The 12,177-nt window shown below is 35.9% G+C and carries 12 protein-coding genes; 11 read left to right on the top strand and 1 reads right to left on the bottom strand.

Going from position 1 to position 12,177, the window contains the following annotated elements:
• Positions 1-31: 31 nt before the first annotated feature.
• Entirely contained in the window at positions 32-1,369 is a 1,338-nt protein-coding gene (gene lysA, locus FEU33_RS10080; RefSeq protein WP_146549242.1) for a diaminopimelate decarboxylase, read from the top strand.
• 171 nt (positions 1,370-1,540) lie between these two features.
• Positions 1,541-1,912: a GNAT family N-acetyltransferase gene (locus FEU33_RS10075; RefSeq protein ID WP_146549241.1), complete on the top strand. Its 372-nt coding sequence runs from the start codon at positions 1,541-1,543 to the stop codon at positions 1,910-1,912.
• Here the strand turns inward: FEU33_RS10075 and FEU33_RS10070 are convergent.
• Positions 1,909-2,409 carry a DUF309 domain-containing protein gene (locus tag FEU33_RS10070; RefSeq protein ID WP_146549240.1) on the bottom strand — a complete coding sequence of 167 codons (501 nt, stop codon included), beginning with the start codon at positions 2,407-2,409 and terminating at the stop codon, positions 1,909-1,911. The two genes, FEU33_RS10075 and FEU33_RS10070, sit on opposite strands and share 4 nt — an antisense overlap.
• Positions 2,410-2,465: 56 nt before the next feature.
• On the opposite strand from FEU33_RS10070, the gene FEU33_RS10065 reads away from it, so the two are divergent.
• The 9 genes from FEU33_RS10065 (at position 2,466) to FEU33_RS10025 (ending at position 12,032) form a co-directional block, all read left to right on the top strand.
• Positions 2,466-3,245: a segregation/condensation protein A gene (locus FEU33_RS10065; protein ID WP_146549239.1), complete on the top strand. Its 780-nt coding sequence runs from the start codon at positions 2,466-2,468 to the stop codon at positions 3,243-3,245.
• Complete coding sequence (gene scpB / locus FEU33_RS10060) at positions 3,217-3,816, top strand: SMC-Scp complex subunit ScpB (RefSeq protein WP_146549238.1); 600 nt, start codon at positions 3,217-3,219, stop codon at positions 3,814-3,816. Before FEU33_RS10065 ends, scpB begins: the two co-directional genes overlap by 29 nt.
• 19 nt (positions 3,817-3,835) lie before the next feature.
• Positions 3,836-4,840, top strand: a complete 1,005-nt coding sequence (locus FEU33_RS10055; protein WP_146549237.1) for a D-alanyl-D-alanine carboxypeptidase family protein — start codon at positions 3,836-3,838, stop codon at positions 4,838-4,840.
• A 276-nt stretch (positions 4,841-5,116) separates the two neighbouring features.
• On the top strand, positions 5,117-5,848 hold the full coding sequence (locus FEU33_RS10050; protein WP_146549236.1) for a pseudouridine synthase: 732 nt from the start codon (positions 5,117-5,119) through the stop codon (positions 5,846-5,848).
• A 175-nt stretch (positions 5,849-6,023) separates the two neighbouring features.
• Positions 6,024-6,554, top strand: a complete 531-nt coding sequence (resA, locus tag FEU33_RS10045; protein ID WP_146549235.1) for a thiol-disulfide oxidoreductase ResA — start codon at positions 6,024-6,026, stop codon at positions 6,552-6,554.
• Positions 6,555-6,570: 16 nt separating this feature from the next.
• Positions 6,571-8,247 (top strand): cytochrome c biogenesis protein ResB, encoded by a 1,677-nt coding sequence (gene resB, locus FEU33_RS10040; RefSeq protein WP_146549234.1) that lies wholly within the window; start codon positions 6,571-6,573, stop codon positions 8,245-8,247.
• Complete coding sequence (gene ccsB, locus FEU33_RS10035) at positions 8,244-9,431, top strand: c-type cytochrome biogenesis protein CcsB (protein ID WP_146549233.1); 1,188 nt, start codon at positions 8,244-8,246, stop codon at positions 9,429-9,431. Before resB ends, ccsB begins: the two co-directional genes overlap by 4 nt.
• Positions 9,432-9,541: 110 nt before the next feature.
• On the top strand, positions 9,542-10,258 hold the full coding sequence (locus tag FEU33_RS10030; RefSeq protein ID WP_146549232.1) for a response regulator transcription factor: 717 nt from the start codon (positions 9,542-9,544) through the stop codon (positions 10,256-10,258).
• Positions 10,251-12,032, top strand: coding sequence for an ATP-binding protein (locus FEU33_RS10025; RefSeq protein ID WP_146549231.1), 1,782 nt, complete (start codon positions 10,251-10,253; stop codon positions 12,030-12,032). The genes FEU33_RS10030 and FEU33_RS10025 overlap by 8 nt, the downstream gene beginning before the upstream one ends.
• The last annotated feature ends 145 nt before the right edge of the window (positions 12,033-12,177 follow it).

The following is a 12,177-nucleotide window of genomic DNA, read 5'->3' as shown; positions in this document are numbered from 1 at the left end:
AATGTTGGAGAAACACGATAGGAGAGATTAGATGCATTTATACGGGACGCAAGCTATTACAAAAAAAAATCATTTATCTATCGGTGGAGTTGATACGGTAGAGTTAGCAAAAAACTATGGAACACCACTTTTCGTTTATGATATTGCGTTATTTCGAAAAAGGGCGCGAGGTTTTATCGATACCTTTAAAAATGCTTCTGTAAAAGCCCAGGTTGCTTATGCTAGTAAAGCATTTTCAACTGTGGCTATTTATCAGGTGGCGGCACAAGAAGGATTATCTGTAGATGTTGTTTCTGGTGGTGAGTTGTATACGGCTCTACAAGCAGGATTTCCAAGTGAAAAGATACATTTTCATGGAAATAACAAGAGCTTGCATGAATTAGAATTTGCATTTGAATCTAATATCGGATGTATTGTGATCGATAATTTTTATGAAATCGATGTGTTAAAACAATTATCTACGCAAAGAAAGCAAAAAATGCATGTTTTAATTCGTGTAACACCGGGAGTAGAAGCACATACGCATGATTTTATTACAACAGGTCAATCTGATTCAAAGTTTGGCTTCGATCTAAATAATGGTCAAGCTGATAAAGCTTTTCAACAGTTACTCCATCATCCTTATCTAGAATTGCAAGGTATGCATTGCCATATTGGTTCACAAATTTTTGATACGGCAGCATTCCGACTGGCAGCGAAAAAATTGGCAGATAAAATGGGAGAATGGCAAGAAAACTATCAATTCCATACGAGTGTTTTGAATCTAGGTGGTGGTTTTGGGATTCGTTATACAGACGAAGATACACCTTTAGAGCCTAGTATTTATGTGGATGATATGATAAAAACTGTTAAACAAGAAGCACAAAATTTGAATATTCCAATGCCTGAAATTTGGATCGAACCCGGAAGATCATTAGTAGGGGATGCTGGTACGACACTTTATACAATTGGCTCTCAAAAAGAAGTTCCCAATGTACGTAAATACTTAGCTGTCGATGGAGGGATGTCAGATAATATTCGACCTGCTCTTTATGAGGCAAAGTATGATGCGGTAATTGCCAACAAAATGACACAACCTGCAACAGAAACTTATACAATCGCTGGTAAACTATGTGAGTCTGGTGATAAACTAATTGAAAAGATCCATTTACCAGAAGCCGAACCAAACGATATTCTTGCCGTATTTTGTACTGGGGCCTATGGCTATTCGATGGCAAGCAATTATAATAGAATACCCAGACCAGCTGTTGTGTTTGTTGAAAATGGGGAACATCAGTTAGTAGTGAAACGTGAAAGCTATGAAGATCTTGTAAAGTTAGACCTTCCGCTATTGATTGGAGAGGGGCAACTAGAACGTGAAAAAAAATAATATGATTCTTTTTATATCCTTACTCGTTATAACATTTATATGGGGAGCTATTTATTGGCTTTTTATAGCACCACAGTAAACTGTTAAATAGTGGTAAAATATTTGCGCATTTTTTGCTTTTCGTGTAGGATATTCAAAGATACTTAAAGGCAAAAAAGAGGGATCTAGTATATGTTATGTCGTTATAAGAAAGCATACGAAAAAATTGCAATGGGGCTCTTGTCTTTTATGCCAGAACATAAAGATGTAAAAAAGCTACAGGAGACTATTTGTAAATATAATTCTGATCCAAACTGGCAGCTGTTTTTATGGAAACAAGCAGAAGATTATATCGGTCTTGTTGGTGTTGAGACAAAAGATAGTCAATGGATTGTTAGACATATATCAGTAGATCCTTCTCATCGTGGAGAAGGACTTGGAATAGAAATGATTCGACAGCTTTCAAAAATGGATTTATGTGGTTCCATCACATCAGACTCTTTAACAGAACCATTCATCCAAAAATGTCTAACGATGTTAGAAGGAGCAGACAACGAGTATTAATGTCTGCTTCTTCTTTTTTCATCCCGAGCTGAAAGAATATTAGAACGATCTCTTAGCATATGTTTATTTTGAAGAAAATAGTTGTCACTTGGTGGCAATAAAGTGATAGAGTGTTCTACTTTTATCTTTAAATCCGGTGAAGTAATATGAATATACCAACAAATATACGGTTTATGATCGGTCACTTTTTCTTGGGTTAGATGAATCTGCTGCAACAAATCGAATGTATTTATTTCTTCTAAAAACGGATCATAAATAGAGGCACTTAATGTTCGTTCAGCTTTTTTTAAGATGGTTTCGGCTCCCTTAAAATTTTTTCTTCTCCAGTGATAAAGACCTGTTGCTAATTGAATCCATCCTGTAAGTGGATGTGCTTTATCCTTTGGAGCGACTTCTTTCCAATATTCCTCTAAAACTTCATGACATTCAAAATAATCTTGATTGCCATTGAAATAAGTAAGAAATTGGATGAATAAAGGGTGATGCATCGGATGCATTTTGCTCACCTTTCCTCTATACTAAATTTTGAAGATAAATTGTCAGGTGGTAAACTATGTCATATGAAGTGAAACTAGAGGCTTTTGAAGGACCTCTCGATTTATTATTACATTTAATTCATCGCTTGGAAATCGATATATACGATATCCCGATGGCTGAGCTTACTGCACAGTATATGGAACATATTCAAACGATGCAAGTTTTGGAGCTAAATGAAGCAAGTGAATACTTAGTAATGGCAGCTACTTTATTGGCCATTAAAAGTAAAATGCTGCTTCCTATTCACGAGGGTGAGCTGGATGAAGAAGAGTTTGAAATAGATGAACCTGACCCTCGAGAAGAACTTGTAGCAAGATTAATAGAATATCGAAAATTTAAAGAAGCAGCTATCAATTTAAAAAAAATGGAAACAACCCGTACAAAATATTTTACAAGGCCTCCAGCAGATTTATCCGCTTATATGCCTGATGAACAACTAGTTTTGTTTGATACTTCTGTAAATGTCTATGATATGGTAGCAGCATTTCAAAAAATGTTAAATCGCAAACGTTTAAAAGCACCACTTACGACAACGGTAACAAAACAAGATATATCCATAAAAGATCAAATGCGCGCTGTTGTTGATGTTTTAAAAATAGCGAATGGTCGTGCAGATTTTTTTGATCTATTTCCATACGAAGACAAAGGAACACTTGTTGTAACGTTTTTATCATTATTAGAATTGATGAAACGGCAGGTGGTAGCTGTTGAACAAGAAAATAATTTTGCAAACTTAACGGTGATTTTACGGAAGGAAGAAATAACAGATGAGCAACTTGAATCCATTGATGAGTAAAATTGAGAGTCTTCTTTTTGTTATAGGAGAAGATGGATTAACGATACAACAACTCTCAATGTTGACTGAAGCGAAAGAAGAAGTCATTGCAGAAGCGATACAACAAATGAGACAACTTTACGAAGAACAAGACGAGCGAGGCATTGTCATAAAAGAATTGGCAGGAACATTCCAACTTATTTCAAAACCTGAGCATGCCGATGTCATTCAAAGGTTAGTAGAAAATCCCCCAAGTCAGTCGTTATCACAAGCAGCATTAGAAGTATTAGCCATTATCGCTTATAAACAACCAATCACACGTGTAGAAATTGATGATTTAAGAGGTGTAAAAAGTGAAAGAGCGTTACATACTTTAAGTGCAAGAGGTTTAGTACATGAAGTTGGGAGAGCTGAAGGTACTGGCCGTGCCATTTTATATGGTACAACAAAAGAATTCTTGAATTATTTTGGGATGAAGGATATTCATGAGTTACCGGAACTTCCGGAAGAAAATGCAAATGAAATAGATGAACAACCAGATTTGTTTATGTCAAAATTCCAAGAAGTATTTCAAGAACCACAAACAGACTGATTGCTAAAGGAGTGACATTTTGCGTCAATGGATTGTTGTTGTATTAAGTTGTATGATCGTTCTTATGTCATTTGGAAGAACAGCAGAAGCTGCAACTGCTACAAGTTCTTATGCAGTAATTGATGCCGATACAGGAAGATTATTGATCGGTATGAACGAACATGAAAGATTACCAATTGCAAGCCTTACCAAAATGTGGACCGCATTTGTAGCGATTGAAGAATCTAGTTTAAAAACTAAAACGACTATCTCCAAAAAAGCTACATTAAGTGAAGGTTCATCCATATATCTGGTTGAAGGTGAAACAACCACATTAAAAACATTATTGAATGGATTACTGTTGCGTTCAGGAAATGATGCAGCTACCGCAATTGCGGAAGAAGTCGGTGGATCAGTCGGTGGATTTGTAAAATTAATGAATGATTATGCGGTGCTTTATGGTTTATCCGATACTCAATTTGAAAACCCGTCTGGCCTTCATAATGACAAGCATTTATCTTCTGCATATGATACTGCTCAAATGCTAAGAATCGCGATGCAGGATAAGGATTTTCGAAAAATAGCTACTACTAAGTATTACAAAAATGATCTAAAAAATCCGACTGTTTGGAAAAACAAACATAAACTTCTCCATTACAATAAATACGCAATTGCTGGAAAAACAGGCTATACAAAAGTAGCTGGACGTACACTTGCAACTTATTTCGAAAAGGATGGGAAACGTGTGATTGTCGTCACCTTGAATGAATCCAATGATTGGCAAGTTCATGCAGGATTTGCGGAAGCCGTCTTCGAAAAATATGATAAAAGATTATTGGCCAAAAAAGGTTTATATCAAGTGAGAGACGATTTACAAGTGGAGCTGAAACATCCAGTATATGCACTTATTTCTAAAGAAGAAAGAAATAAAGTAAAGTCGATTCTCAGAATGCCGAGAATTGAAAAGGGCAACACTGGTATTTGGACGTTCTATCTTGATGGTCAGCCACTCATAGAAGAACCCGTTCAAATGGTATGGAAGTAAAGAAAATAGCGCGAAAGCAAAAATAGTATGTTAGGCATCATCCTGGCATGCTATTTTTGTATACAGTCATATCGGAGAAGAACATAAAGATGCAATGGGCGTTTAATGGGCAATGGGGCGGAAATTAACGAACCCCTTTTTTATGAGGAAAATTGGATAATCAGCGCGTTTTATTTTGAGATTCAAAAGTAAAGATAGTTTCTTATACTTTTATTATTAGAAAAAATATGCAATAATTTTTGAAGGCTATTAGCATAAGTTTAATGAGGTGACCAAATGGAAAGACTACAGAAAGTGATTGCTCATGCGGGAATTGCATCGAGAAGAAAAGCAGAAGAGCTAATTACAGAAGGCAAAGTAAAAGTAAATGGTCAAGTGGTTCGAGAACTTGGAACAAAAGTTTCTTCTTCAGATACGATCGAAGTAGAAGGTGTTAAGATTGAAAAAGAAGCGAAAGTTTATTATCTATTATATAAACCGCGGGGGGTTATTTCAGCCGTTTCAGATGATCATGGTCGCAAAACAGTTGTGGACTTATTACCGCATGTTGAACAACGAATTTTCCCAGTAGGTCGATTAGATTATGATACTTCGGGTGTATTATTATTAACAAATGACGGAGATTTTTCGAATTTATTGACGCATCCACGCTATAATATAGATAAAACGTATGTCGCAAAGATAAAAGGTTCTCCAAGAAAAGAAGATTTGAAAAAATTAGAACGGGGTATAATGTTAGAAGATGGTAAAACAGCCCCAGCTAAAGTGAAGATTCTCTCATCTAATCGGGAACAAGGGAAATCCATTATAGCTATTACGATTCATGAAGGGCGTAATAGACAAGTTCGTCGTATGTTTGAAGCCATTGGCTATCCAGTATTAAAACTAAAACGTGAACAATTTGCCTTTTTAGGATTACAAGGTTTGAATGCAGGAGAATCTCGTACATTAACTGCACATGAAGTGAAGCAACTTCGTGTTCTATCTGAAACAGGAAAAATTGGCTAATGGCTATATTTTAGTGAGTTCGTGATGCAAGATATACGGACGCCGATCTCGAACGATGTTTGCTATATGTTACAAAAGGTTCACAAACCACTTATATATATTTAATTATTGAAGTCATATTTTGTTATAATAGAGTGGATTGTTTCTGTCGTTTTTAAGGAGGCTTACTACGGCAATGGAAAAAAAACAAAAAAGACTATATACACGCATCATCATTTTAGCCGTGCTTGTGGCTGCTATTGCATACACAGTGTATAATACTGCACACAAAGATGACATTCAACTGCTAAAAGTAGGTGATGATGCACCAAACTTCTCATTGGTCGATTTAAATGGCAAAACACATAAATTGTCTGATTATAAAGGACAAGGGGTTCTATTGAATTTTTGGGGAACTTGGTGTAAGCCATGTAAAAGAGAAATGCCGGCTATTAACAACCAGTATAAACAATTTAAAGGACAAGGGGTTCAAATTTTAGGTATTAATATCGCTCAATCTAATTTAGAAGTTTCTAGCTATGCAGATAAATTAGGCGTAGAGTTTCCAATTGCGATTGATAAAACAAAAAGTGTAATGAGAGCGTATAATGTAGATCCATTACCAACAACAGTACTAATCGATAAAAACGGCAAAATCGTAAAATTTATTACTGGAGAAATGACGGAAACAGATATTCAAAAATACCTAACAAGTATTAAACCATAACAAGGAGTTCTTAAGGATGAATAAAATAACTTGTGAATGTGGCCATGTTAATCCCGAAGGAACGCATTTATGTGAAAAATGTGGGCGACCTCTAACTGAAGAAGACAAAAAACAAAAAATAGTCGATATGAAGTACGAAGGAAGCGCAATTCGTTCTAAAACATATAACAAAACTATTATTGATAAAATTTGGAATTTCTTCTCGAGTGTAAAAGTTGGGGTGACAATCATTATTGTTACATTGATTGTTGCAGCAGTGGGTACATTTTTGCCTCAAGTCGTCTACGTTAACGTAGCAGATGGCGAAGATGTAAAACAAGCCTATGTTGATAGCTATGGTACGTTTGGTAAAATCTATTACAATTTAGGATTAACGGATATTTATAGTTCATGGTGGTTTCAAACTTTAATAGGAATGTTAGCGATTTCAATAATCGTGGCAAGTTTGGATCGTGGCATCCCTCTTTACAAATCATTAAAAAACCAACGTGTAAAACGCCATGAAAGTTTTATGAAGCGTCAACGTATTTTTGGTCAAAAAGAAATGCCTTCAGCTGAAGCAGATGAATCATTGGATTTGGCTGACAAGAAAATGAAAGAGTTAAAGTACAATGTTCGTAGAGAAGAAAATGCCCTTTTAGCAGAAAAGGGACGCTTTGCTCGTCTAGGTCCTTATGTCAATCATTTAGGGCTAATTATATTCTTATTTGGTGTTATGCTACGTTTAATGCCTGGCTTTTATATAGATGAAGATTTATGGATCCGTGAAGGCGAAACAGAATCAATCCCAGGTATGGAAGGTTATTACCTACATAGTAATAAGTTTACTTTCCAAACATACGAAAAAGGTGAGCAAACAAAAGAATTCAATCAATCTAAAGCGGCTGTCAACTCTGTAGCCAAAAACTATCAAACGGATGTTGTATTATATAAAGCAAAAGATAGTGCTATTGCAGGGGATACAGAAAACTTAAAAAAGATAAAAAAATCTGCTATTAAAGTAAATGAGCCATTAAAATATAATGGATATGGACTTTATCAAATGGATTTCCGTTTAAATGAATTAAAAGCGATGCACTTCGATTTAGTAAATAAAAAAACAGGTAAATCTTTAGGTGAAGTAACAATCGATTTGGCAGATCCTAAAAAAGTATATAAAATTGATGATCAAACAAAAGTTGAGTTAAAAGGATATTATCCAACATTCTCTGGGTTTGACAACGGTGAGCCACAATCAGAATCACCTATTCCAAACAACCCAGCGTTTATCTTCAAAATGTATACACCTGAAACACCTAAAGGGGAAACCAGTTTCGTAGCGATTAAACAAACTTTAGAACCTCTTGGTACAACGAAATATAAGATGAAATTTGCAAGTATTGATACAAGAAATGTTTCTGGACTAACGGTTCGTAAAGATAAGACGCTTCCTATTCTGGCACTTGGTGGTATAATTTTCATGATAGGTGTTGTTATGGGATCTTATTGGAGTCATCGACGTTTATGGCTGCAAAAAACAGCGGATGGTCGCCTCATAATGGCTGCCCATACCAATAAAAACTGGTTTAGTCTGAAAAAGGACTTGAATGCAGTAACAGACTTTGCTCACCTACCTGCATGGATTGATCAACAAGATGAAGATGATCTAAAGAAAAAGCAAGAGAATGAAAAGGAAGGTGACCACAACCTATGAGTTTGATTGATCTAAGTGGTAGTTTATTATTTATCGCTTTTATTGCGTATTTAGTCGCTACGTTGTTTTTCGGTGGAGCGATTAAAGGGACAAAACAAGATGCGTCAAAATCCAACAAAAACTGGGGTAAAATTGCAATTACAATCACCATTATCGGTTTTATCGCAAATCTCGGTTATTTTATCACTCGCTGGATTTATGCTGGACATGCACCAGTTAGTAATATGTTTGAGTTTACTACCGCATTCGGTATGTTCGTTGTTGGGGCGTTTATCTTAATTTACTTTATTTATAGACTTCCAGCACTTGGATTATTCGCATTACCGATTGCCATATTAATCATTGCTTATGCGAGTATGTTTCCAAAAGAAGTTACACCATTGATTCCAGCATTAAAAAGCTATTGGTTAACCATCCATGTTATTACTGCAGCAATCGGTGAATCGATCTTATCAATCAGTGCTGTGGCAGGGTTAATCTATTTGATGAAAAATGTTGATACAACAAAACGGACGAAAAGTAGCATTTGGCTAGAAATCGTAATGTATGCAGTTGTATTAGTGCTTGGTTTTGTAATTGTAACTACAACATTCAAAGCGATTGGCTATGAAGCTGATTTTAGTTATGTAGATAAAAATGGTGCACAGCAAGAAATCACTTATAATACGCCAGCACTGTTTGGAATGCATCAATATGAGCTAAAATCATCAGGAAAAATGGAACCATTGGCTGAAATGCCTGCTATTGTCAATGCAAAAAAATTGACAACAGTAGTTTGGTCCGTTATTTTTGGTACGGTTTTATATGGTCTAATTCGCCTTATTTTACGTAAACCAATTTGTCGTGTAGTGCAACCTCTCACGAAACGTGTCAATTCACAATTATTAGACGAAATTGGTTATCGTTCTGTATTAATTGGTTTTCCAGTATTTACATTAGGTGCATTAATCTTTGCGATGATTTGGGCACAAGAAGCTTGGTCAAGATTCTGGGGCTGGGATCCAAAAGAAGTATGGGCATTAATTACTTGGCTATTCTATGCGGCTTTCCTTCACTTGCGATTATCAAAAGGATGGCAAGGCGAAAAGTCTGCTTGGCTGGCGGTAGTAGGATTTGCCATTATTATGTTCAACCTTGTTGCAGTCAACTTAGTCATTGCTGGTTTACACTCATATGCAGGATAATGTGTATTAGAATTTAGAGAAGCCTTTTCCAGCAGTGTGGAAAGGCTTTTCTTTTCAATTAATAAGTATGATTGTACAATAAGACTATAGAACACGGGGAGGCATAAACAGTGACTGAACAAATTTCGATTTTAGTAGTAGACGATGAGGATCGTATTCGTCGTTTATTAAAAATGTATTTAGAACGCGAAGGTTATGAAGTAGATGAAGCAGAAAATGGTGAACAAGCTATAGAAAAAGCACTCGCTAAAGATTATCACTGTATCCTATTAGATATTATGATGCCAGAGAAAGATGGCTTAGAGGTTTGCGAGGAATTACGTGATAAAAAGTCGACACCTATTATCTTACTAACTGCTAAAGGTGAAGAAGCTAATCGAGTTCAAGGCTTTGAAATGGGTGCAGATGATTATATTGTGAAACCATTTAGTCCTAGAGAAGTGGTACTACGAGTAAAAGCGATTTTACGCCGTTCTGCAGCATTCTCACCAGTTAATGTTACTTCATCTTCGAAAGACTTAGTAGTATTTCCACACTTAACAATTGATCATGATGCACATCGTGTTTCTGCGGATGGTGTAGAAGTAAATTTAACCCCAAAAGAATATGAACTGCTCTATTTCTTGGCAAAGGCACCAGATAAGGTTTTTGATCGGGAGCAACTTCTAAAAGAAGTATGGCATTATGATTTCTTTGGAGATTTACGTACTGTCGATACACACGTTAAGCGTCTACGTGAGAAACTAAATCGTGTATCTGAAAATGCAGCGAAAATGATTGTAACGGTATGGGGAGTTGGCTATAAATTTGAGGTAGTCAATGACTAGAATATGGAACAGTGTTGTCGGGAAGCTATGGGTAACCATTTTGCTTCTCGTTTCATTTGTATTATTTGTTTTTACAGTATTAATGCTAGAATTTTTATCAAAATACCACACCCAACAATCGGAAGCACTACTTCGACAAGAAGCAACAACCATTGCTAGAGTTGTTGATGATCATGAATCAACCGCATCGACAAAATCAATTATCGATGATATTTTAAGCGATGAAACAAACGCAGTCATTGCAGATGAGCCTGGAAAAGTAGCTTTTTCACTGCAAGAAGGTTTGAACCAAGAAAAGATCAAAGAAAAAATTATAGGGGAAAAATCATTTAACAAAGTATTTACATCTGATGAACCAGTTGTAAAAGAAATGATGCTGCCCTCTTCAACGGAAAGAGATCATGTTGAGTCATATATCGTTATGGCCTTTCCATTAAACGTAGACAAGATTAAACATGGTGTCGTTTATATTTATCAGAGCCCCGATGCTATTCATAGAACGACAAAAGAAACAACGAAGATCGTCTTTTTATCTGCGGCCATTGCATTTATATTGACAACATTCTTTGCCTTTTTCCTTTCCACACGAATCACATCACCTTTGAGAAAAATGCGTGAGGCAGCCTTCGAGCTAGCTAAAGGGAACTTCGATAAAAAAGTACCAGTTCTACAGAATGATGAAATAGGTCAATTAGGCACTGCGTTCAACCAAATGGGTCGCCAACTCAAGCATCATATGGAAGTGATCAATCAGGAAAAAGAGCAATTGTCTAGCATTCTAACATCAATGACAGATGCTGTGATTACATTTAATAGTGATCGTTCAATTATTTTGAGTAACCCTCCAGCAGAGTTATTGTTACAAAAGTGGTTTATCAATAAAGGCTCTGACAGTGATCGCCCGATTCCTGTAGAAATTTATCATATGTTAGATCATGTACTGGACCTAGAGGAAGAGCTTCAAGAAGAATTAGAATTAGATGGAACTTATTTTATGATCTCTATCAGTCCGCTTTATAGTGGAGATTCTGTACGAGGAGCAGTTGCTGTTTTACGTGATAAAACAGAAGAACATCGTTTAGACAAATTGCGTTCAGACTTTATCGCCAATGTTTCCCATGAATTACGGACACCTATCGCTATGCTACAAGGGTATAGCGAAGCAATAATAGATGACGTAGTATCAAGTGAAGAAGAACGAACAGAAATGATCCGTATTATTTATGATGAATCTCAACGAATGGGAAGATTGGTAACGGATTTGTTAGACTTAGCTCGGATGGAATCTGGCAATATCACTTTATACAAAGATGTAGTACCGATCACACCAGTGTTTGAAAGAATTACACAAAAATTTGTACAAGCCGCAAAGGAAAAAGGAATCGAATTGAAATATTCATCCGCTTTTGATGACAAAGCGACAATTCGTTTAGATGAGGATCGAATTGAACAAGTCTTAACAAACTTGATTGATAATGCCATTCGACATACGAATACAAATGGAACTGTACAGGTGATCGTGGATCAACAAGTTTCTTATGCTCGTATTCAAGTAAAAGATAATGGTGCAGGTATTCCAAAAGAAGATTTAGAGTATGTGTTTGAACGCTTCTATAAAGCTGACAAAGCTAGAACAAGAGGAAAAGGTGGTACAGGTCTAGGGTTAGCGATTGCTAAAAATATAGTAGAGGCGCATAAAGGCCGTATTACCGTTGAAAGTGAAGTAGATATTGGTACGAACTTTATCTTCTTTTTACCGCTTGAAATACACTAATAATATTAAGCTGTTCCCGTTTTTGAGGGGAGAGTCTAAAGGGTAGGAAGAGCTGTTTAAAAAGCTCAGTAGCTCAAAATAATATTTCGATAGGATAGTAAAAATCCTCCAAATTTACTGATAGAAATGTATAAAACTTTTTTAC

This window comes from Rummeliibacillus suwonensis (assembly GCF_007896435.1).
Classification (GTDB): domain Bacteria; phylum Bacillota; class Bacilli; order Bacillales_A; family Planococcaceae; genus Rummeliibacillus; species Rummeliibacillus suwonensis.
Note: the sequence above shows the minus strand (reverse complement) of the source record. Positions and strands in the feature narration are given on the sequence as shown.

What these genes read in the sequence shown, in the direction of transcription:
- FEU33_RS10025 (WP_146549231.1), top strand. Translation starts at nt 10,251, where the DNA reads ATGACTAGAATATGGAACAGTGTTGTCGGGAAGCTATGGGTAACCATT.
- scpB (WP_146549238.1), top strand. Translation starts at nt 3,217, where the DNA reads ATGAGCAACTTGAATCCATTGATGAGTAAAATTGAGAGTCTTCTTTTT.
- resB (WP_146549234.1), top strand. Translation starts at nt 6,571, where the DNA reads ATGAATAAAATAACTTGTGAATGTGGCCATGTTAATCCCGAAGGAACG.
- FEU33_RS10075 (WP_146549241.1), top strand. Translation starts at nt 1,541, where the DNA reads ATGTTATGTCGTTATAAGAAAGCATACGAAAAAATTGCAATGGGGCTC.
- resA (WP_146549235.1), top strand. Translation starts at nt 6,024, where the DNA reads ATGGAAAAAAAACAAAAAAGACTATATACACGCATCATCATTTTAGCC.
- lysA (WP_146549242.1), top strand. Translation starts at nt 32, where the DNA reads ATGCATTTATACGGGACGCAAGCTATTACAAAAAAAAATCATTTATCT.
- ccsB (WP_146549233.1), top strand. Translation starts at nt 8,244, where the DNA reads ATGAGTTTGATTGATCTAAGTGGTAGTTTATTATTTATCGCTTTTATT.
- FEU33_RS10065 (WP_146549239.1), top strand. Translation starts at nt 2,466, where the DNA reads ATGTCATATGAAGTGAAACTAGAGGCTTTTGAAGGACCTCTCGATTTA.
- FEU33_RS10050 (WP_146549236.1), top strand. Translation starts at nt 5,117, where the DNA reads ATGGAAAGACTACAGAAAGTGATTGCTCATGCGGGAATTGCATCGAGA.
- FEU33_RS10070 (WP_146549240.1), bottom strand. Translation starts at nt 2,409, where the DNA reads ATGCATCCGATGCATCACCCTTTATTCATCCAATTTCTTACTTATTTC.